The sequence below is a fragment of the Scandinavium hiltneri genome (assembly GCF_024764835.1).
Lineage (GTDB): Bacteria > Pseudomonadota > Gammaproteobacteria > Enterobacterales > Enterobacteriaceae > Scandinavium > Scandinavium hiltneri.
In genome coordinates this window covers 102,846-124,550 of record NZ_JALIGE010000070.1, presented here as the reverse complement: position 1 = coordinate 124,550, position 21,705 = coordinate 102,846, and the positions used below count along the sequence as shown (strand labels likewise).

Sequence of the window (21,705 nt, the reverse complement as noted above, 5' to 3'; positions counted from 1 at the left end):
TTTAAGTAGTCGATGGCGTTTAGAGAATGAATACACAACAACTGGCGAAACTGCGTTCCATTGTGCCCGAGATGCGTCGCGTCCGGCACATTCACTTTGTTGGCATCGGCGGTGCTGGCATGGGCGGTATTGCCGAAGTGTTGGCTAACGAAGGGTATCAGATCAGTGGTTCGGACCTCGCGCCGAACCCGGTGACTCAGCAGCTGACGGCGCTGGGTGCCACGATTTATTTCAATCACCGTCCTGAAAACGTCCGCGATGCGAGCGTGGTGGTGGTTTCAACGGCAATTTCTGCGGATAACCCGGAAATCGTTGCGGCGCATGAAGCGCGTATTCCCGTTATTCGCCGCGCAGAGATGCTGGCCGAACTGATGCGTTTTCGCCACGGCATCGCCGTTGCCGGGACGCACGGTAAAACCACGACCACCGCGATGGTGTCGAGCATTTACGCCGAAGCCGGTCTGGATCCGACTTTCGTCAACGGTGGTCTGGTTAAAGCTGCGGGTGTGCATGCGCGCCTGGGTCACAGCCGTTACCTGATTGCGGAAGCGGATGAAAGCGATGCATCGTTCCTGCATTTGCAGCCAATGGTGTCGATTGTCACCAATATCGAAGCCGACCATATGGACACGTACCAGGGCGATTTCGAAAATTTAAAGCAGACGTTTATTAATTTCCTGCATAACCTGCCGTTTTATGGACGTGCGGTGATGTGCGTTGATGACCCGGTTATCCGCGAGCTTCTACCGCGCGTTGGTCGTCAGATTACAACGTATGGTTTTAGCGACGACGCCGACGTGCGCGTTGAAGAGTACAAACAGATTGGCGCGCAGGGACACTTTACTCTGATTCGTCATGATAACGCGCCACTGCGCGTGACACTGAACGCACCGGGTCGTCACAATGCCCTGAATGCGGCGGCAGCGGTGGCGGTTGCCACAGAAGAGGGCATCGAAGACGATGCTATTCTGCGCGCGTTGGAAAGCTTCCAGGGTACAGGTCGTCGTTTCGACTTCCTGGGTGAGTATCCACTGGAAGGCGTTAACGGAAAAAGCGGTACCGCTATGCTGGTGGACGACTACGGTCACCACCCAACGGAAGTGGATGCGACCATTAAAGCGGCTCGCGCGGGCTGGCCGGACAAAAACCTGGTTATGGTGTTCCAGCCACACCGCTATACGCGTACGCGTGACCTGTATGATGATTTTGCCAACGTGCTGACCGAAGTTGATGCGTTGCTGATGCTGGAAGTCTACGCGGCGGGTGAAGCGCCGATTCCGGGGGCGGACAGCCGCTCCCTGTGCCGTACCATTCGCGGTCGCGGTAAAGTGGACCCGATTCTGGTATCAGACCCGGCGAAAGTCGCTGAAATTCTGGCACCGGTCCTGACCGGTAACGATTTGATTTTGATACAGGGCGCGGGAAATATCGGCAAAATCGCGCGTAACTTAGCTGAAATCAAACTCAAGCCGCAAACTCAGGAGGAAGAGCGCCATGGCTGATAGAATCGCTGTCCTCCTCGGGGGGACCTCCGCTGAGCGTGAGGTTTCACTGAATTCCGGCGCAGCTGTGCTGGCGGGTTTGCGCGAAGCGGGCATTGACGCACATGCGGTCGATCCGCGTGACGCAGATATCACTCAGCTGAAAAATTTGGGTTTTAAGAAAGCGTTTATTGCACTTCACGGTCGCGGTGGGGAAGATGGCACGTTGCAGGGCTTACTGGAGCTGACAGGCCTGCCTTACACCGGCAGCGGCGTGATGGCTTCTGCACTTTCGATGGACAAACTGCGCAGTAAATTGCTCTGGCAGGGCGCAGGTCTTCCGGTGGCACCCTGGGTCGCGTTGACGCGTACTCAGTTCGCGCAGGGCCTGTCACAGGACGAAAAACAGCGCATTGCCGCACTCGGTTTGCCGTTGATTGTGAAGCCTAGCCGGGAAGGTTCCAGCGTCGGAATGTCGAAAGTGGACGAAAGTAGTGCACTTCACGATGCCTTAACGCTGGCTTTTCAGCACGATGAAGAAGTTCTGATCGAAAAATGGTTAAGCGGGCCGGAATTTACCGTCGCAGTACTCGGTGAAGAAATTTTACCGTCGGTTCGCATCCAACCGGCCGGAGTCTTCTATGATTATGAGGCGAAGTATCTCTCTGACGAGACGCAGTATTTCTGCCCTGGTTGTGAAGATTCGGCGCGTGAGCAAGAAATGCAGGCCCTGGTGCTCAAAGCCTGGAACATTCTCGGGTGTTCAGGTTGGGGACGCATTGATGTAATGCAGGACAGCGATGGTCAGCTTTATCTGTTGGAGGCTAACACCTCCCCAGGCATGACCAGCCACAGTCTGGTGCCGATGGCGGCACGTCAGGCCGGCATGAGCTTCTCGCAGTTGGTGGTACGTATTTTGGACCTGGCGGGTTGATATGTCGCAGGCAGCACTGAACACACGGAACCGTGAAGAAGAAGAGGACGACATCGCTTCTTCACGCAGAAATAATGGAACGCGTCTTGCAGGGATGATGTTCCTGCTCGCGGTATTATTCACCGTGTTGATGAGCGGCTGGATGGTACTGAACTGGATGGAAGATGCGCAGCGTCTTCCGTTATCCAGACTGGTAGTGACCGGGGAACGTCACTACACGCGTAATGATGATATTCGCCAGGCCATTCTGGCGCTCGGCTCACCGGGCACGTTTATGACTCAGGACGTGAATATCATTCAGAGTCAGATCGAACGCCTGCCGTGGATTAAGCAGGCAAGCGTTCGTAAACAGTGGCCAGACGAATTGAAGATTCATCTGGTTGAATATGTGCCGATTGCGCGCTGGAATGATCAGCATATGGTGGACAACGACGGTAACGCGTTTAGCGTACCGGCCGAGCGCACCAGTAAGCAGAATCTGCCTATGTTATATGGCCCGGAAGGTAGCGAGAACGAAGTGCTGCAAGGCTATCGCGATATGGGGCAGATGCTGGCGAAAGATAAGTTTACGTTGAAAGTGGCGGCGATGACCGCACGCCGCTCCTGGCAGCTGACGTTGAATAACGACATCAAGCTGGACCTGGGGCGCGGCGATACGATGAAACGGCTTGAGCGCTTTATAGAACTCTATCCTGTTCTTCAGCAGCAGGCGCAAACCGATGGCAAACGGATTAGCTACGTTGATTTGCGTTATGACTCAGGCGCGGCAGTAGGGTGGCAGCCCGCTCCCGTAGAGGATACACATCAACAACAAAATCAGGCACAGGCAGAGCAACAATGATCAAAGCGACGGACAGAAAACTGGTAGTAGGACTGGAAATTGGTACCGCGAAGGTAGCCGCTTTGGTAGGGGAAGTTCTGCCCGACGGAATGGTGAATATCATTGGTGTGGGCAGCTGCCCATCCCGGGGTATGGACAAAGGCGGTGTGAACGACCTGGAATCCGTGGTGAAATGCGTACAGCGCGCCATTGACCAGGCGGAATTAATGGCTGATTGCCAGATTTCTTCAGTGTATCTGGCGCTTTCAGGCAAACATATTAGCTGTCAAAATGAAATCGGGATGGTGCCGATTTCTGAAGAAGAAGTGACACAGGAAGACGTTGAGAACGTGGTGCATACGGCGAAGTCCGTACGCGTACGTGATGAACACCGTGTTCTGCATGTGATTCCGCAAGAGTACGCCATCGACTACCAGGAAGGGATCAAAAACCCGGTAGGCTTGTCCGGCGTACGTATGCAGGCAAAAGTGCACTTGATCACATGTCACAACGATATGGCGAAAAACATTGTCAAAGCCGTGGAACGTTGTGGCCTGAAAGTGGACCAACTTATTTTCGCTGGTCTGGCGTCGAGCTATTCCGTCCTGACGGAAGATGAACGTGAGCTGGGCGTCTGCGTGGTTGATGTCGGTGGTGGTACAATGGATATCGCCGTCTATACCGGCGGTGCGCTGCGTCACACTAAAGTTATCCCGTATGCCGGGAACGTGGTGACCAGCGATATCGCTTACGCCTTTGGTACGCCACCGAGCGATGCCGAAGCGATTAAAGTTCGCCACGGTTGCGCACTGGGCTCTATTGTCGGTAAAGATGAGAGCGTAGAAGTGCCAAGCGTAGGCGGTCGTCCACCGCGTAGCCTGCAGCGCCAGACGCTGGCAGAGGTCATTGAGCCGCGTTATACCGAGCTGCTCAACCTGGTGAACGAAGAGATTTTGCAGTTGCAGGAACAGCTGCGCCAGCAGGGTGTCAAACACCATCTGGCCGCAGGGATTGTTCTGACTGGTGGCGCGGCGCAAATTGAAGGCCTGGCGGCCTGCGCTCAGCGCGTGTTCCATACGCAGGTGCGCATCGGCGCGCCGCTGAACATTACCGGACTAACGGATTATGCTCAGGAGCCGTACTATTCAACGGCTGTGGGCCTGCTGCACTACGGAAAAGAGTCACATCTGAGTGGTGAAGCGGAAGTGGAAAAACGTGTCGCAGTGAGTTCGTGGATCAAACGAATCAATACCTGGCTGCGAAAAGAATTTTAATTTTTTAAGAGAGCGCCGAAAATTAGCGCTCTCAGGCGACAGGCACAAAACGGAGAGAAACTATGTTTGAACCTATGGAACTGACCAACGACGCGGTGATTAAAGTCATCGGCGTCGGTGGTGGCGGTGGCAACGCCGTCGAACACATGGTGCGCGAGCGCATTGAGGGTGTTGAATTCTTCGCAGTGAACACTGACGCTCAGGCGTTACGTAAAACGGCTGTCGGCCAGACGATTCAGATTGGTAATGGGATTACCAAAGGTCTGGGTGCTGGCGCAAATCCGGAAGTCGGTCGCAATGCGGCAGACGAAGACCGTGAAGCACTGCGTGCAGCCCTTGATGGCGCTGACATGGTGTTTATCGCAGCTGGCATGGGCGGCGGTACCGGTACGGGTGCTGCACCTGTTGTCGCTGAAGTTGCCAAAGATTTAGGTATTTTGACCGTCGCTGTCGTGACTAAGCCATTCAATTTTGAAGGCAAAAAGCGTATGGCGTTTGCGGAGCAGGGTATCGCCGAGCTGTCCAAACATGTGGACTCTCTGATTACCATTCCTAACGACAAGCTGCTGAAAGTGCTGGGTCGTGGCATTTCCCTGCTGGACGCATTTGGTGCAGCCAACGACGTGCTGAAAGGCGCTGTTCAGGGTATCGCCGAGCTGATTACCCGTCCGGGTCTGATGAACGTCGACTTTGCTGACGTGCGCACTGTAATGTCCGAAATGGGCTATGCAATGATGGGCTCTGGCCTGGCAAGCGGTGAAGATCGTGCGGAAGAAGCGGCTGAAATGGCTATCTCTTCCCCACTGCTGGAAGACATCGACCTGTCTGGTGCGCGCGGCGTGCTGGTTAACATCACCGCTGGCTTCGACCTGCGTCTGGATGAGTTCGAAACCGTGGGTAACACCATCCGTGCATTTGCATCGGATAACGCGACCGTGGTTATCGGTACTTCCCTGGATCCGGATATGAACGACGAACTGCGCGTGACCGTAGTTGCTACCGGTATCGGTATGGACAAGCGTCCTGAAATTACCCTGGTAACGAACAAACAGCAGCAGCAGCCGGTGATGGATCGCTACCAGCAGCACGGCATGGCGCCGCTGACTCAGGAGCAGAAACCGGCCGCTAAAGTGGTAAACGACAATACGCCGCAGACCACCAAAGAACCGGATTATTTGGATATCCCAGCATTCCTGCGCAAGCAAGCTGATTAAGAATTAGCTGGAATTTGGGAATCTGCGCTCTTTGTGCTAAACTGGCCTGCCGAATGTATAGTACACTTCGGTTGGATAAGTAATTTGGCGAGATTATACGATGATCAAACAAAGGACTCTTAAACGTATCGTTCAGGCGACTGGCGTCGGTTTACATACTGGCAAGAAGGTCACACTGACGTTGCGCCCTGCGCCGGCAAATACCGGGGTCATCTATCGTCGCACCGACTTGAATCCACCGGTTGATTTTCCGGCAGATGCCAAATCTGTGCGTGATACCATGCTCTGTACTTGCCTTGTCAACGAGCATGACGTGCGGATTTCAACGGTTGAGCACTTAAATGCCGCCCTGGCGGGTCTGGGTATCGACAACATCATGATTGAAGTCGATGCGCCGGAAATCCCGATTATGGATGGTAGCGCGGCCCCGTTCGTTTATCTGCTGCTCGACGCAGGCATTGATGAACTGAACTGTGCGAAGAAATTTGTGCGCATTAAAGACACGGTTCGCGTAGAAGACGGCGACAAATGGGCTGAATTCAAACCGTTCAATGGTTTCTCGTTGGATTTCACCATCGACTTTAACCATCCGGCGATTGACGGCAGCAACCAGCGTTATGCTATGAACTTCTCTGCGGATGCGTTCATGCGTCAGATTAGCCGAGCACGTACTTTTGGTTTCATGCGTGATATCGAATATCTGCAGTCCCGTGGTTTGTGCCTGGGCGGCAGCTTCGATTGTGCCATCGTTGTTGACGATTATCGCGTACTGAACGAAGACGGTTTGCGCTTTGAAGATGAATTTGTACGCCACAAAATGCTGGATGCTATCGGTGACCTCTTTATGTGTGGTCACAATATCATCGGTGCATTCACCGCGTACAAATCAGGTCACGCACTGAATAATAAACTGCTGCAGGCAGTCCTGGCCAAACAGGAAGCTTGGGAGTTTGTGACCTTCGAAGACGACGCTGAACTGCCACTGGCATTCAAAGCACCGTCATTGGTTCTGGCGTAAGCCTGACACCAAACTGTAAATTCGACTGGTAACCTGGTACTCTCTCCGTCCAGGGAGCCAGTCGTTTTTTCATTCTAACCCCCCAGAAAATCCTTCATTCTTTAATTCTTCTTGTTTCTCCCTTGCCTGACGTGTGCGATCGCTGCTTTCGTGAGCACTTTTCCGCGCGGATTGCCGTCATTCGTGCTGCTGGCGTGAGCCATTAATGGTACTATCTGAACGCTTAAAAATTTTGAAGGGTTGCCTGGCAATCAAGGTGAAAAGGTAAGTGAACGGAATACTGACGCGCTGGCGACAGTTTGGCAGACGATATTTCTGGCCGCATCTCCTGTTGGGGATGGTCGCGGCAGGGTTCGGCCTGCCTGCGATTGCCAATGCCGCAGAATCCACACCACCGACCAAAACCGCCAGTAGCCACACGGCGACCACCAAAGTCAGTTTCACCCATCTGGCGTTACTGGAAGGCAACCGTCGTCCAACGTTTACCGTCGATTACTGGCATCAGCACGCCATCCGAACGGTCATTCGTCATCTTTCCTTCGCGATGGCGCCACAGGCGCTGCCGGTCGCAGAAGCGTCTGCTCCACTCGAAGTACATCACCTGGCCCTGCTGGATACGCTCAGCGCACTGCTGATGCGCGAAAGCCAGCAGCCGGTTATCGTACGCTCAGTGGCATACAGCCCTGATTCCATTTCACATCAAGCCTTTTCTGTCAGCGCCTGGGTAAGCCAGGTTCACGGCATCCGCGCCGGACCTCAACGCCTTAGCTGAAAAAAACAAACTTCAACTAATGACTAAGACTCCGCAAGGCGGGGCGATTGAGATTTTAATTATGCTTAATTTATTGACCAAAGTTTTCGGTAGCCGTAACGATCGTACACTGCGCCGTATGCGCAAAACCGTCGTACAAATCAATGCCATGGAACCTGCGCTGGAAAAGCTCTCTGATGACGAGCTGAAAGCAAAAACCAACGAATTCCGTGAACGCCTGGAAAAAGGCGCAACCGTGGAAAGCCTGATCCCAGAAGCTTTCGCGGTCGTCCGTGAAGCCAGTAAACGTGTCTTCGGCATGCGTCACTTCGACGTACAGCTGCTCGGCGGTATGGTTCTGAATGACCGCTGCATCGCGGAAATGCGTACAGGTGAAGGTAAAACCCTGACCGCAACGCTGCCTGCGTACGTCAATGCCCTGTCAGGTAAAGGCGTTCACGTGGTCACCGTCAACGACTATCTGGCACAGCGTGATGCTGAAAACAACCGTCCGCTGTTTGAGTTCCTGGGGATGAGCGTTGCGGTAAACATGTCCGGTATGCCCGCTCCAGCGAAGCGTGAAGCGTACGCCGCCGACATCACTTATGGTACCAACAACGAATACGGTTTCGACTACCTGCGCGATAACATGGCATTCAGCCCTGATGAACGCGTTCAGCGTAAACTGCATTACGCATTGGTCGATGAAGTGGATTCAATCCTCATCGATGAAGCGCGTACCCCGCTTATCATCTCCGGCCCGGCTGAAGACAGCTCCGAGATGTACAAGCAGGTAAACAAAATTATCCCGTATCTGATTCGTCAGGAAAAAGAAGACTCTGACACCTTCCAGGGTGAAGGCCACTTCTCCGTGGATGAGAAATCGCGTCAGGTTAACATCACCGAACGTGGTCTGGTGCTGGTAGAAGAACTGCTGGTGAGAGAAGGCATTATGGAAGAAGGTGAGTCCCTGTACTCTCCAACCAACATCATGCTGATGCACCACGTAACCGCCGCGCTGCGTGCCCACGTGCTGTTCACCCGTGATGTCGACTACATCGTGAAAGATGGCGAAGTGATCATCGTCGATGAACACACCGGCCGTACCATGCAGGGTCGTCGCTGGTCTGACGGTCTGCATCAGGCGGTTGAAGCCAAAGAAGGCGTGGACATTCAGAACGAAAACCAGACGTTGGCTTCCATTACTTTCCAGAACTACTTCCGTCTGTATGAAAAGCTGGCGGGTATGACAGGTACTGCGGATACCGAAGCGTTCGAGTTCAGCTCCATCTATAAACTCGACACCATCGTAGTGCCGACCAACCGCCCAATGATTCGTAAAGATATGCCGGACCTGGTCTACATGACCGAGCTGGACAAAATCGGCGCGATTATCGAAGACATTAAAGAGCGTACAGCGAACGGCCAGCCAGTACTGGTGGGGACCATCTCCATCGAGAAATCCGAAGTGGTTTCAAACGAGCTGACCAAAGCGGGTATCAAGCACAACGTTCTGAACGCCAAATTCCACGCCAACGAAGCAGGTATCGTTGCTCAGGCGGGTTATCCGGCGTCAGTGACAATCGCAACCAACATGGCGGGCCGTGGTACGGATATCGTGCTGGGCGGTAGCTGGCAGGAAGAAGTTGCCGCTCTGGAAGAGCCAACGCCTGAGAAGGTAGCCCAGATTAAAGCAGACTGGCAGGTGCGTCACGATGCTGTTCTGGCATCCGGCGGTCTGCATATCATTGGTACTGAGCGCCACGAATCTCGCCGTATCGATAACCAGCTGCGTGGTCGAGCAGGTCGTCAGGGTGATGCCGGTTCTTCCCGCTTCTACCTGTCGATGGAAGATGCCCTGATGCGTATCTTCGCCTCCGATCGCGTTTCCGGTATGATGCGTAAGCTGGGTATGAAACCTGGCGAAGCGATTGAGCACCCATGGGTGACCAAAGCGATTGCTAACGCACAGCGCAAAGTGGAAAGCCGTAACTTCGATATTCGTAAGCAGCTGCTGGAATATGATGATGTGGCGAACGATCAGCGTCGTGCGATCTACTCCCAGCGTAACGAACTGCTGGACGTGTCTGATGTGAGCGAAACCATCGCCAGCATCCGTGAAGACGTGTTCAAAACCACCATTGACGCCCACATTCCACCACAGTCTCTGGAAGAAATGTGGGATGTTGAGGGCCTTCAGGAACGCCTGAAAAACGATTTCGACCTCGAAATGCCAATCAAAGAGTGGCTGGATAAAGAGCCAGATCTGCACGAAGAAACACTGCGTGAGCGTATTCTGCAGAGTGGAATCGAAGTCTACCAGCGTAAAGAAGAAGTGGTTGGCACCGAAATGATGCGCCACTTTGAGAAAGGCGTAATGCTGCAGACACTCGACTCCCTGTGGAAAGAGCACCTGGCAGCGATGGACTACCTGCGTCAGGGTATCCATCTGCGTGGTTATGCGCAGAAAGATCCTAAACAGGAGTACAAGCGCGAATCGTTCTCCATGTTTGCGGCCATGCTCGAAACACTGAAATATGAAGTGATCAGCACCCTGTGCAAAGTGCAGGTGCGCATGCCGGAAGAAGTCGAAGCGATGGAAGAACAGCGCCGCGAAGAAGCTGAGCGTCTGGCACAGATGCAGCAGCTTAGCCATGCTGATGACAACACCGCTGTCTCCGAAGAGCTGGCTGCCCAAACCGGCGAGCGTAAAGTCGGTCGCAACGATCCGTGTCCGTGCGGTTCAGGTAAAAAATATAAGCAGTGCCATGGTCGTATCAACTAAGCTCTGCTAAACACTCAGATCTGCGAAACAAAGGCGCTGGTGACAGCGCCTTTTTTATGGAATGAAGACAATGAAAAAACTGCAAATTTCAACCGGGATCCTGCGTAACGCTGCGGGCGAAATTTTTATCACCCAGCGTGCCGCCGATGCGCATATGGCAAACATGTGGGAGTTCCCGGGTGGGAAGATTGAAGAGGGTGAAAGCCCGGAGCTGGCACTGGCGCGAGAGTTATTCGAAGAAGTGGGGATCTTGCCGGAATCTGCAATGCTGTTTGATAAGCTGGAGTTTGAATTTCCGGACCGGCATATCACGCTGTGGTTCTGGCTGGTGGATAGCTGGCAGGGCGAGCCTTGGGGGAAAGAAGGTCAACCGGGACGCTGGGTCGCACAGAAAGATCTGTTGGCAGAAGAGTTTCCACCCGCCAACGGACCGGTTATTGCCAAACTGATAGCGCAGGCTTAAATCTGCTCTTCGCTCCAGTCGTCGCTTTCAGACAGATCGCCGCTGCTTGGGATCCGCTTCTCTTCGGCGGCCCACTCACCTAAATCGATCAGCTGGCAGCGTTTGCAGCAGAAGGGGCGGAACGGACTCTGTTCGCCCCAGATGATGCTTTTGCCGCAGGTGGGGCAGTTTACGTTAATCACTTCGCTCATGATGATTCCTTAACAACAAGCCAGTTCGAAATCCAGACGCTCTGGAACAGTGCCATTTTCACTGTCCAGAGGCAGGAAACGGATGGCAAAACGGCTCTTGTGGCCGGAGATTTGCGGATAAAGCTGATCGTCAAGCACCAGCTGGAGACGCAGAAGATCGGCATCTTCGCCGTTATCCTGGAAGAAACCATTCAGGCTAGTTTGCTTACGGAACGCCGCGGAATTACGGATAAGATCGACGATAAGCGTCAGCGCCTGATTCATTGGCTCAAGGCTTTCCAGCCAATGTGTTACCTGCGCATCGCGCTTCGACTGTGGGGCATGCAGCCAGATGTGCAGCGTGGGTAAATCAAAACTACAGCAGCCACCGGGAATGCTCAGACGCTGGCGCACCAGAGCAATCAGTTTGTCTTCGCGCAACAGCTGGCCTACGCGCGGGGCAGTCATAAGAATGCTGCTGCTGTTTTTGAGTTGTTGGCGCAGGGATTCAATACGGCTTTTGTCGACGCCAGGGACTTCATCCCACTGCTTCAGTTTACGCTGCTGGCGCTCCAGCTCCTTCAGTAAATCTGTACGAACTTCACCGCGTTCGAACACATCCAGTAAGTCCCCAATGTTTCTAAAAAAATGCAATGCGCTGGCATGATCGCGTACAGGCAGGTTGCAATTCAGTTGCTGAACCAGGAACTCAATGCGTAACCAGGTGCGCATTTTCTCATTCAGGGGATGTTCAAAGAGGACGTGGGTGTGCATTACGATTTTTCCTGTGAATCGGCCTGACAAGCCAGCTTCAGATAGCTGTCGTGCAGGCGGGCTACATCCAATGCGATGGCATCTGGTGCGCCGTTGTTATCAATAACGTCGTCCGCCACGGCAAGGCGCTGTTCACGCGTGGCCTGGGCGGCTAGGATCTGTTTTGCATGTGCTTCTGACACATTATCGCGCTGCATCGTGCGCTGGAGCTGTGTTTCCTCAGAAACATCGACCACCAACACTCGGTCAGCTTTTTGCCAGAGCTGATTTTCCACCAACAGCGGAACCACCCACAGAACATAAGGCGAAGTTGCCTGCTGCATCTGACGCTGTGTTTCCTGCTGGATCAGAGGGTGGAGAAGGGCATTAAGCCAGGATTTCTCTGCGGCATTAGCGAAAATACGCTCCCGAAGCTGACGACGATTGAGGCTGCCATCAGGCAAGCGTAGCGTATCACCAAAGTGGCTGACAATGGACTGTAACGCCGGCGTTCCGCGTTCGACAACCTGACGAGCGATGATATCGGCATCAATAACGCTTACGCCTAAGTCGGCAAAGGCGTTCGCAACGGTGCTTTTTCCGCTCCCGATGCCACCCGTTAACGCGACTGTATACCCCATACAACCCTATCCTGTGAATAATTATCGCTACAAATCAACCGGTTAAAATTAAGCTTTGCGGTGACCAAAATGGAACACGTTAAAATCGCTGTTCACCAGGTAAATTTATACGATTGTAGCGTAAAAAAAGTGAAAATCGCAGTCTTGCGAAGGGATGATTACTGCGTATGATAACGTCACTGGAGTTGTGCTTAGTCCATTTTTGCCTCTAACCCCAGGAATCCGTACATGCGTATCGAAGAAGATCTGAAGTTAGGTTTTAAAGACGTTCTTATCCGTCCTAAACGCTCTACCCTCAAAAGCCGTTCCGAAGTTGAGCTGGAACGCGAATACACCTTTAAGCATTCTGGTCAGAAATGGTCTGGCGTTCCAATCATTGCTGCAAACATGGATACGGTTGGCACATTCGCAATGGCGAAAGCCCTGGCGTCCTTTGGTATTCTGACCGCCGTGCACAAACACTATTCTGTTGAAGACTGGAAAGCCTTTGCGGACAGCGAGTCTGAAAATGTGCTGAAACACGTAATGGTTTCTACCGGTACGTCCGACGCGGATTTCGAAAAAACCAAACAGATCCTCAATCTGCATTCTGCGCTGAACTTCGTCTGCATCGACGTGGCGAACGGTTATTCCGAACACTTCGTTCAGTTCCTGATTAAAGCGCGTGAAGCCTGGCCGACCAAAACCATCTGTGCGGGTAACGTCGTTACCGGTGAGATGTGTGAAGAGCTGATCCTGGCTGGCGCTGACATCGTGAAAGTCGGTATTGGTCCTGGTTCCGTTTGCACCACCCGTGTAAAAACGGGTGTAGGCTACCCGCAGCTGTCTGCTGTTATCGAATGTGCCGATGCGGCGCACGGCCTCGGCGGTCAGATCGTAAGTGATGGCGGCTGTACGACCCCGGGCGACGTAGCGAAAGCCTTTGGCGGCGGCGCAGATTTCGTGATGCTGGGCGGTATGCTGGCTGGTCACGAAGAAAGCGGCGGCACTGTAGTTGAAGAGAACGGCGAAAAATTCATGCTGTTCTACGGTATGAGCTCCGAGTCCGCGATGAATCGTCACGTCGGTGGTGTTGCTAAATACCGCGCGGCAGAAGGTAAAACCGTTAAGCTGGCACTGCGTGGCCCGGTAGAAAATACCGCCCGTGATGTCCTCGGTGGCCTACGTTCTGCATGTACCTACGTCGGTGCATCACGCCTGAAAGAGCTGACCAAACGCACGACCTTTATCCGCGTACAGGAACAAGAGAACCGCGTGTTCAACAGCCTGTAATGCCGTAAATCGCTGGCGTATCTTACGCCAGCGATTACCCTCCACTGATAGCATCCCCCAGATGAAATATTGGCAGGTACATTGCCACCACCAGTGTGCCGATAATAATTCCCGTCACCAGTAACATCACTGGTTCGAGTAGCGTTGCCAGATTTTCTGCCTGCTGATGCGTTTGATCACTGTGATAGTGCGCCAGATTCTCGAGCATTTTATCGAGAGAGCCCGAGACCTCGCCGGTTCTGACCAGCTGCTTACACAGCGGCGTAAAGATTTTTTGCTGCTCCATTGCTTGCCAGATGGCACTCCCCTTGGCGATTGATTCGCTGGTCTGATGGATAACATCGCGCCACCACGAGCAGGTCAGGGTCTTTTCCACGCTTTCCAGCCCTTGCAGAAAAGGGATCCCGGCGTTCTGCGTTAGGGCGAGAACGGTATAAATCTGGCTGAGTCTTTGTCCGCGAATCAGTCCGGACACCACCGGAAGCGCTAACAACAGTTGCGGCCGAAGCCTTTGCCAGTACGGGCTACGTCGCAAAACCGGGCGCAGTAAAAAAGGCAGCGTTGCCAGTAATCCAATCAGCGGTAAACCATGTTGTACTCCGGCTGACATCGACATCACCATCTGAGTCAGTATCGGAAGTGGCGTATTAAATGTGCGATAAATGGCGGCAAACTCCGGCAATACAAAGGCACTCATCCCAATCACCACTAATAACGCCAGTAGCAGTATGATCAGCGGATAGCGCAGTGCCTTTTTCACCTTTTGACTCAGCTTATGTTGTTCTTCTTGCTGACGGGCAAGATGGGCGCAGCAATAATCGAGCTTACCGGTCATTTCTCCGGCCTGGATCAGCGTGTGGTACAGCGGTGGAAAAGCCTCTGGCCACTGCTGCATAGCGTCGGAGAGTGACGCGCCGTGCGCCAGGCGTTGGGCCAGATCCTGCATCATTGCCTGCCACTGCGCGACAGGATGCTGTTCAGCCAACAGCATCAAACTCTCTGAAAGCGTCAGCCCTGCCTGCAGCAATGTGGCCAGTTGCTGCATCAGTTCGCTGCTGTATTGCGCCCGCCAGTGTGATTTTCGGGTAGCCCGGCGAGTGAGTGACAATGGCTGGACCCCATCGCGCCCGGCACTCGCCATCGCGGCCATTTTATTTTCTGCCCAGACGCTACCCTGGCGGATTTCACCGAGCGATGTCACGCCCCGCCAGTGCCAGAGCTGTTTACTCGCCATCGGGAACGCCGATCACCCGCAGCAGTTCTTCCACGGTGGTTTGCCCTTGTTCGACGGCTTCGCAGCCATGTTCAAACAGGGTCATCATGCCGGAATCACGCGCCAGACGCTGCACCTCTTCCGGGCTGGAACCGCTGACGATGGCCTGTTTCAGAGAGGGGGTAATGGTGAGTACTTCAAACAGCGCAATACGCCCGTGATATCCGTGATAGCAGCGCTCACACCCGACGGCTCGCCAGCGCGGCAATGTTCTGGGCCACAGAGAAACCGGAAGGGCGTCATAGTGACCTTCTTGTTGGCAGCAATGCGGGCATAAACGACGCACCAGTCGTTGGGCGATGACCAGCAACAGCGCCGAGGAGATCATCCAGCGGGCAACGCCCATTTGCTGAAGCCGGATCAACGTTTCTGTGGTGGAATTGGTATGTAGCGTCGACAGCACCAGATGCCCGGTCTGTGCGGCATTGATGGCGATTTCGGCGGTTTCGGTGTCACGGATTTCACCCACCATCACGACGTCCGGATCCTGGCGTAGCAACGCGCGCAAAACGCTCTGGAAAGTCAGACCTGCCCGGGTGTTGATCTGCGTCTGATTGATGCCATCGAGCGGGATCTCCACCGGATCTTCGACGCTGCACAGATTTATCTCCGGGCGATTACGTGCTTGCAGCGCACTGTACAGCGTGACGGTTTTGCCGCTGCCGGTGGGGCCGGTGACCAGCATTAGTCCCTGCGGTTGATGCAGCGCCAGATGAAAGGCGTCAAGTTGGGCGTTGTTCATCCCCAGCGTATTAATATCCAGCGCCAACTTCACCTGATGCAGCAGGCGGAGAACGACCTTTTCACCGCCACGACAGGGCAGGGTGGCAATGCGGAAGGAGACGCTGCGCCCGGAGATGTCGACGGTAAATTGCCCGTCCTGCGGCAATCGCCGCTCGGCGATATCCAGATTGCCCAATACTTTGAGCCGGGCAATCAGCGGAGCGCTGAGCGTGGGAGATAATTCCGGCAGGGAATGCAGCACGCCGTCCACCCGCAGCCGAATGCGCAAGACGTCTTCCCCTGGCTCGACGTGAATGTCGGATGCACGCTGCTGGAGTGCCTGCTGAAAAGTTTGGTTCAGCAATTCAACAACGTTGCCGTTGTCGTCCCTGGCGGCCGGTAAATGTGAATCCTGTGAGGTATGCAGATGCTGATCCATGCGGGGCTGATCCCAACATTCAATGTCGATGCGCTTTTGCGTGGAGAACCGTAGGGCAGCCATTAACTCGCTGGGCGGTGTGCCGACTACCGCAATATTCAGAACCTTTTCGCTATTGCTGAGCAGTACCGCCTGATACCGCTGGCATAACGTGAGAAGTTTATCGTTTTTCATTTTCGCCTCTCAAGGTGCCGTGAAGCGGAATACGTCTTCACACGCCTGTTGCAGAGCGCCGTCGCTGGCGATGGTGCATGTGCGCTGCCAACCGGTTACGCCATTCGCATTGTCCCATGCGGGTTTCAGGGTAACGCTTAAGCCGTTCAGGCTTTCCTGGCCGGTTAATGTCACCGTTCCCTGTTGGACTTCCATGGCAGAGACATAGCGGCTGGTGGTGGGAGAAGGGATCCCGTTTGTGCCTCCATCGCAGGTGGTGGTTCCGCCATGGTCGAGAGCGCAAAGCTCAATGGCGGTGCGGTACGGCATAAACGTTTGTAGCATGTCAGTGAGGGCGGCTTTTCGCAGGTAGTTTTGATAAGCCGGAATGCCGATGGCACTGAGGATGGCAATGATACCGATAACAACCATCAGTTCGATCAGGGTGAATCCTTGCTGCTTGTCCATGTTTCGCTCCTTGTTAAACGGGAGCACTTTGGCAGGGAGAAATGCGGATGGCGAATAGCAAAAAAGGGATCAGGAAGGATGCTTCAGAGGTTTATGGCCGATTGCACGAGCGTTACATTTCGCTGCGAAGGGGCTCGCAAACCCCTTCGCAAAAGAGGTTATTTAAAACGCATCGACAGGTCGAGTGCCTGCACGTGTTTGGTGAGCGCGCCAACGGAGATGTAATCCACGCCGGTTTCAGCAAATTCACGAATGGTGTCGAAGGTCACGTTACCGGACACTTCAAGTTGAGCCTGACCGTGGGTGATGTTCACCGCTTCGCGCATGTGTTCGATGTCGAAGTTATCAAGCATGATGATGTCCGCCCCGGCTTTTAGCGCGGCCTGCAATTCTTCGAGACTTTCCACTTCGACTTCCACCGGCACATCCGGGTGCAGCCAGAAGGCTTTTTCCACCGCCTGACGTACGGAGCCGGAGGCAATGATGTGGTTTTCTTTAATCAAGAATGCATCCGACAGGCCGAGACGGTGATTAGTCCCGCCGCCGCACAGCACTGCATATTTCAGCGCGGTACGCAGTCCTGGTAGTGTTTTACGGGTGTCGAGCAGTTGCGTTTTGGTGCCTTCGAGTAGATCGACATAGCGACGGACGTTGCTGGCGACGCCGGAAAGGGTCTGCACAAAATTCAGCGCCGTACGTTCGCCGGTCAGCAGTACGCGCGATGGGCCATTCAGTTCAAACAGTGGCTGATTTTCTTTCAGTAAGTCACCGTCCTCAACGTGCCAGATGATGCTGACGTCATCACCGGCGAGCTGAATAAACACTTCTTCCACCCAGCGTTTACCGCAGAATACGCCCGTTTCACGGGTGATTACGACGGCGTGAGAACGGGTGTCTTCCGGCAATAACTGTGCGGTAATATCGTTCGCGGCGTTCACTTCGCCACCTAAATCTTCACGGAGTGCATGGGCAACGGCAGCAGGGATATCGAGGTTAATACGTTCCAGCAGTACGTCACGACGATGCTCAGGATTGTAGCGGCGAGGCGGCATGATAAAACTCCAAATGGTAAGGAATCATAAGTTATAAACATGCTACTCTGAACCGGATTTCTGCACCATAGATTAAGGAGAGCCCGCATGCAGTTACACGGTGGCTGGCTGGAGAATGCCCGTCGCGTTCCATCGCCGCATCATGATTGCCGCCCGGATGATGAAGCGCCTTCGCTGCTGGTGGTTCATAATATCAGTTTGCCGCCCGGTGAATTTGGTGGCCCGTGGATTGACGCATTATTCACTGGAACTATCGACCCCGAAGCGCACCCTTTTTTCGCCGAAATTGCCCATTTGCGCGTTTCAGCCCATTGTCTGATTCGCCGTGACGGCGAAATCGTGCAGTATGTTCCCTTCGATAAACGCGCCTGGCATGCGGGTGTTTCACGCTACAACGGGCGCGAAAGATGTAACGATTTTTCGATTGGTATTGAGCTGGAAGGCACGGATACTCTGGCGTATACCGACGAACAATATCAGCAACTTGCGGCCCTGACCCAAGTGTTGATGTCGGCTTACCCGGCGATTGCCCGTAATATGACGGGCCACTGTGATATCGCTCCTGAACGTAAAACCGATCCTGGCCCGGCGTTTGACTGGCCACGGTTTCGTTCTCTGGTGAGCCACCCGTCAGATAAGGAGATGACATGACGCTGTTTACCACCCTACTGGTGCTGATCGCCGAACGTTTGTTCAAATTGGGCGAACACTGGCAACTCGACCACCGGCTGGAAGTTCTTTTCCGCCGCATCAAGAACTATTCTTTTATTGTCACCGTGCTGATGACTGTTATCGCGATGGCGATTGTGTATGTGTTGCAGCGCGCGCTGCTCGGGGTGTTGTTTAACGTTCCGCTGTTGGTGATGTGGATCCTGATTGGCCTGCTGTGTATTGGCGCGGGCAAGGTACGTTTGCATTATCACGCCTATCTGAAAGCCGCTTCCCGCAACGATGCCCATGCGCGTGATGCGATGGCCACCGAGTTGACGCTAATTCATGGCGTTCCGCCGGGCTGTGATGAGCGAGAGTTTCTGCGTGAACTGCAAAATGCGCTGCTGTGGATTAACTATCGTTACTACCTCGCGCCGCTGTTCTGGTTCGTAGTCGGCGGTCCGTTCGGGCCCGCAACGCTGATGGGCTACGCGTTCCTGCGAGCGTGGCAAAGCTGGCTGGCGCGTTATCAGACGCCACGTGATCGTCAGCAATCCGCTGTCGATGCCATTTTGCACGTGCTGGATTGGGTGCCGGTGCGGCTGGTGGGTGTTGTGTACGCGCTGATTGGTCATGGTGAAAAAGCGCTGCCCGCGTGGTTCGCCTCGCTGGGCGATCGGCATACGTCGCAGTATCAGGTGCTGACTCGTCTGGCGCAGTTCTCGCTGGCGCGTGAGACTCATGTCGATAAAGTGGAAACACCAAAAGCGGCGGTGTCGATGGCGAAGAAAGCCTCTTATGCGGTGGTGGTTATCATGGCGTTGCTGACGATTTACGGCGCGCTGGTTTAATACCCTGCAACTCGAATTATTTGGGTTTAGCAGCGTGCCGTTGTTTTTACAGTGAATCCGCATGCGGGATGCCGAAATCAGGCATCCCGTTTTCTTTCCAGCGAATCAGTTTCAGGCGAGTATGACGGTTTGGATCGTACAGCGGGTCGCCTTCAATTTCGGTGTAGTTGCGGGCGTGATAAACCAGCACATCGTCACCGTTCGGGGTTTGAGTAAAGCTGTTATGCCCCGGCCCGTACTGTTTGTTTTCATCGCTGGTCGTGAACACCGGCTGCGGTGATTTATGCCAGTTGCTGGCCAGCATCGGGTCGGCGTCGAGCGCAATCCACAGCAGCCCCATGCAGTAGTTTTCATCGGTGGCGCTGGCGGAATAACTAACGAACAGTTTGTCGTTATGAACCAGCACTGCCGGGCCTTCGTTAACCAGAAAACCGCGACACTCCCAGTCAAATTCCGGTTTGCTGAGCATTACCGGTGTGCCCTTAATCGTCCATGGATTTTCCAGTTCGGCCAGATACAGATTGGTGTTTCCGGCGATATCCGGTGCCTTTTGCGCCCACAGATACCACTGCTTTCCCTGATGCTCAAACGTCGTGGCGTCGAGGGCAAAAGTATCAAACTGCGTCTTTACCTGGCCTTTCTCCCACCACATACCCGTCAGCGGATCGGCGTCGTCACAGGTCAGGCCGAACATCCGGTGCTGGAACATGCCCAGCGTATCCAAATCATGGGTGTGCGTTGCGGCAAAATAGATAACCCAGGTACCGTCGATGCAGTGCAGTTCTGGCGCCCAGATGAGCTGGCTCATTGGGCCGCTGTCGGGTTTGCGCCAGACCACCACCGGTTCGGCGGTGCGTAATCCGTCGATATCAGCGGCGCGGCGAATTTCCAGCCGGTCATATTCCGGCACCGAAGCAATAAAGTAATACAGGCCGTCATGGCGCAGGATAAAGGGGTCCGCGCGCTGCTCAATAAAAGGGTTTGGCCAGTGGTTCATTGTGGTTTCCTTACGAGTTCAGCCTCGGTCTGATAATCATTCAGTTCACGATAGTTCTGGCGACGTTTTTCCAGGTCGGACTGGATTTTTTTCATCATTTCACGGTCGACTTTCAACAGGCGCACCACGCCCGCAGTGATCAGATAGCCCACGCCTGGAATGATGCTGAACAGCAGGACAATGCCGTTGAGCGCTGCCGGGCTTTGCGCTTTCGCACCCGCATCGTAACCGTACCAGGAGAGCAGGAAGCCGACCATCGCGCCCGCGACCGCCAGCCCGACTTTCAGGAAGAACAGATTACCCGAGAAGCTGATGCCGGTGATGCGTTTGCCCGTTTTCCATTCGCCGTAGTCATCGACGTCCGCCATCAGCGACCAGTGCAGCGGGGACGGGATCTGATGCAGGATGTTGAGCAGGAAGTAGAGAACCATAATCATCATCGTGGCGTGCGGGTCGAAGAAATAGAAGGCGCAGGAAAAAATCGCCAGCGCGATGTTGGTCCAGAAGAACACCTGCAGCTTGCACCAGCGGTCGGTCAGCACTTTCGCCAGCATACTGCCAATCATCATGCCCACCACGCCGAGGCTGATAAACAGCGTCGCGAAATGGGTGCTTTGCTGCATCACCCAGGTAACGTAATACATGGTCGCCGCCATGCGGATAAAGCCTGGACAGACGTTGCTCAGGGTCAGCAGCAGAATGCGCACCCACTGATCGTTTTTCCACACGTCTTTCAGGTCGCGCTTTAATTCGTCGTTGGTTTGCACCGCCGGACGTACGCGTTCGCGCACCGTCGCAAAGCAGAACAGGAACATGCACATGCCGATAAACGCCAGTACGGTCATCGCCATCTGGTAGCCTTTGGCTTTGTTATCGCCACCAAACCAGTCGGCCATCGGCAGCAGCGTCAGCGATAGCAGCAGTGTGGCGATGCCGACCATCACGAAACGATAGGACTGGCACGCCACGCGCTCTTTCGGGTCATTGGTGATAACGCTGCCGAGTGAGCAATACGGAATGTTGATTGCCGTGTAGGTTATCGACAGCAGGAAATAGGTGACGAAGGCATAGATAACTTTGCTGCTGTAGCTCCAGTCCGGGGTGGTGAACATCATCACGCTGAACAGTGCATACGGGAACGCAATCCACAGCAGCCACGGACGAAAGCGGCCATATTTGCTGCGGGTGCGATCTGCCATCGCGCCCATAATCGGGTCTGTTACCGCGTCGATGACGCGAATTGACAGCAGTAATACCCCGACAAGTGCAGGCGCTAGCCCAAAGATATCGGTATAAAAATAGTTAACAAACAACATAATGGCGCCGAAGATGATATTGCACCCTGCGTCGCCCATGCCATAGCCGATTTTTTCTTTGACCGTTAATTTGTTGTTATCCATCTACCTTTCCTCGCCATGAGATATGCAGTCGATTATTCACGGGCGATGGAAATATTGCGTTGCAGGAATGCGGCGCTGATATGGATAAATGAGCTGTGCAGAAGAAAGTGTGAGGCAGGTAA

The 21,705-nt window shown here is 54.1% G+C and carries 21 protein-coding genes; 12 read left to right on the top strand and 9 right to left on the bottom strand.

What is annotated here, in order from left to right:
* Positions 1 to 26 precede the first annotated feature (26 nt).
* The 9 genes from murC to mutT all read left to right on the top strand — a co-directional run bounded on the left by murC (position 27) and on the right by mutT (position 10,740).
* Positions 27 to 1,502 carry a UDP-N-acetylmuramate--L-alanine ligase gene (murC, locus tag MUU47_RS06445; protein WP_258987367.1) on the top strand — a complete coding sequence of 492 codons (1,476 nt, stop codon included), beginning with the start codon at positions 27 to 29 and terminating at the stop codon, positions 1,500 to 1,502.
* On the top strand, positions 1,495 to 2,415 hold the full coding sequence (locus MUU47_RS06440; RefSeq protein ID WP_258987366.1) for a D-alanine--D-alanine ligase: 921 nt from the start codon (positions 1,495 to 1,497) through the stop codon (positions 2,413 to 2,415). Before murC ends, MUU47_RS06440 begins: the two co-directional genes overlap by 8 nt.
* Position 2,416: 1 nt before the next feature.
* Positions 2,417 to 3,256: a cell division protein FtsQ gene (gene ftsQ / locus MUU47_RS06435; RefSeq protein ID WP_159771085.1), complete on the top strand. Its 840-nt coding sequence runs from the start codon at positions 2,417 to 2,419 to the stop codon at positions 3,254 to 3,256.
* Positions 3,253 to 4,509, top strand: coding sequence for a cell division protein FtsA (gene ftsA, locus MUU47_RS06430; protein WP_097162871.1), 1,257 nt, complete (start codon positions 3,253 to 3,255; stop codon positions 4,507 to 4,509). Before ftsQ ends, ftsA begins: the two co-directional genes overlap by 4 nt.
* Positions 4,510 to 4,571: 62 nt before the next feature.
* The gene (ftsZ, locus tag MUU47_RS06425) at positions 4,572 to 5,723 is read left to right on the top strand and encodes a cell division protein FtsZ (protein ID WP_258987365.1); all 1,152 of its coding nucleotides are present in this window, start codon (positions 4,572 to 4,574) and stop codon (positions 5,721 to 5,723) included.
* Positions 5,724 to 5,823: 100 nt separating this feature from the next.
* A complete protein-coding gene (lpxC, locus tag MUU47_RS06420) occupies positions 5,824 to 6,741 on the top strand; it encodes a UDP-3-O-acyl-N-acetylglucosamine deacetylase (protein WP_110510771.1) in 918 nt (305 codons plus the stop codon).
* 268 nt (positions 6,742 to 7,009) lie between these two features.
* On the top strand, positions 7,010 to 7,513 hold the full coding sequence (secM, locus tag MUU47_RS06415; protein WP_258987363.1) for a secA translation cis-regulator SecM: 504 nt from the start codon (positions 7,010 to 7,012) through the stop codon (positions 7,511 to 7,513).
* A gap of 61 nt (positions 7,514 to 7,574) precedes the next feature.
* On the top strand, positions 7,575 to 10,277 hold the full coding sequence (secA, locus tag MUU47_RS06410; RefSeq protein ID WP_374684741.1) for a preprotein translocase subunit SecA: 2,703 nt from the start codon (positions 7,575 to 7,577) through the stop codon (positions 10,275 to 10,277).
* Positions 10,278 to 10,347: 70 nt separating this feature from the next.
* A complete protein-coding gene (gene mutT, locus MUU47_RS06405) occupies positions 10,348 to 10,740 on the top strand; it encodes an 8-oxo-dGTP diphosphatase MutT (RefSeq protein ID WP_258987362.1) in 393 nt (130 codons plus the stop codon).
* Here mutT and yacG read toward each other — a convergent pair.
* The 3 genes from yacG to coaE are packed head-to-tail and all read right to left on the bottom strand — an operon-like array spanning position 10,737 to position 12,304.
* A complete protein-coding gene (gene yacG, locus MUU47_RS06400) occupies positions 10,737 to 10,931 on the bottom strand; it encodes a DNA gyrase inhibitor YacG (RefSeq protein ID WP_110510773.1) in 195 nt (64 codons plus the stop codon). The genes mutT and yacG overlap by 4 nt on opposite strands.
* A gap of 9 nt (positions 10,932 to 10,940) precedes the next feature.
* A complete protein-coding gene (gene zapD / locus MUU47_RS06395) occupies positions 10,941 to 11,684 on the bottom strand; it encodes a cell division protein ZapD (RefSeq protein WP_110510774.1) in 744 nt (247 codons plus the stop codon).
* Complete coding sequence (gene coaE / locus MUU47_RS06390) at positions 11,684 to 12,304, bottom strand: dephospho-CoA kinase (protein WP_258987361.1); 621 nt, start codon at positions 12,302 to 12,304, stop codon at positions 11,684 to 11,686. Before coaE ends, zapD begins: the two co-directional genes overlap by 1 nt.
* A gap of 228 nt (positions 12,305 to 12,532) precedes the next feature.
* Here coaE and MUU47_RS06385 point away from each other — a divergent pair, with 228 nt between their 5' ends.
* On the top strand, positions 12,533 to 13,576 hold the full coding sequence (locus tag MUU47_RS06385) for a GMP reductase (protein WP_258987360.1): 1,044 nt from the start codon (positions 12,533 to 12,535) through the stop codon (positions 13,574 to 13,576).
* Positions 13,577 to 13,610: 34 nt separating this feature from the next.
* On the opposite strand, the gene hofC is transcribed toward MUU47_RS06385, so the two are convergent.
* The 4 genes from hofC to nadC form a co-directional block, all read right to left on the bottom strand.
* Complete coding sequence (gene hofC, locus MUU47_RS06380; protein WP_258987359.1) at positions 13,611 to 14,810, bottom strand: protein transport protein HofC; 1,200 nt, start codon at positions 14,808 to 14,810, stop codon at positions 13,611 to 13,613.
* Complete coding sequence (gene gspE / locus MUU47_RS06375) at positions 14,800 to 16,185, bottom strand: type II secretion system protein GspE (RefSeq protein ID WP_258987358.1); 1,386 nt, start codon at positions 16,183 to 16,185, stop codon at positions 14,800 to 14,802. The genes hofC and gspE overlap by 11 nt, the downstream gene beginning before the upstream one ends.
* A gap of 9 nt (positions 16,186 to 16,194) precedes the next feature.
* Entirely contained in the window at positions 16,195 to 16,632 is a 438-nt protein-coding gene (gene ppdD, locus MUU47_RS06370; protein ID WP_258987357.1) for a prepilin peptidase-dependent pilin, read from the bottom strand.
* Positions 16,633 to 16,790: 158 nt separating this feature from the next.
* A complete protein-coding gene (gene nadC, locus MUU47_RS06365; protein ID WP_258987356.1) occupies positions 16,791 to 17,684 on the bottom strand; it encodes a carboxylating nicotinate-nucleotide diphosphorylase in 894 nt (297 codons plus the stop codon).
* Between the two features lie 87 nt (positions 17,685 to 17,771).
* Between nadC and ampD the strand changes: the two genes are divergently transcribed.
* A complete protein-coding gene (ampD, locus tag MUU47_RS06360; protein WP_258987355.1) occupies positions 17,772 to 18,335 on the top strand; it encodes a 1,6-anhydro-N-acetylmuramyl-L-alanine amidase AmpD in 564 nt (187 codons plus the stop codon).
* Positions 18,332 to 19,186: a beta-lactamase regulator AmpE gene (gene ampE, locus MUU47_RS06355; protein WP_258987354.1), complete on the top strand. Its 855-nt coding sequence runs from the start codon at positions 18,332 to 18,334 to the stop codon at positions 19,184 to 19,186. Before ampD ends, ampE begins: the two co-directional genes overlap by 4 nt.
* Positions 19,187 to 19,232: 46 nt before the next feature.
* Here ampE and MUU47_RS06350 read toward each other — a convergent pair whose 3' ends face one another.
* Together MUU47_RS06350 and MUU47_RS06345 are read right to left on the bottom strand one after the other, a co-directional pair.
* Positions 19,233 to 20,183 carry a glycoside hydrolase family 43 protein gene (locus MUU47_RS06350; RefSeq protein WP_258987353.1) on the bottom strand — a complete coding sequence of 317 codons (951 nt, stop codon included), beginning with the start codon at positions 20,181 to 20,183 and terminating at the stop codon, positions 19,233 to 19,235.
* Complete coding sequence (locus tag MUU47_RS06345; protein ID WP_258987352.1) at positions 20,180 to 21,583, bottom strand: glycoside-pentoside-hexuronide (GPH):cation symporter; 1,404 nt, start codon at positions 21,581 to 21,583, stop codon at positions 20,180 to 20,182. Before MUU47_RS06345 ends, MUU47_RS06350 begins: the two co-directional genes overlap by 4 nt.
* Positions 21,584 to 21,705 lie beyond the last annotated feature (122 nt).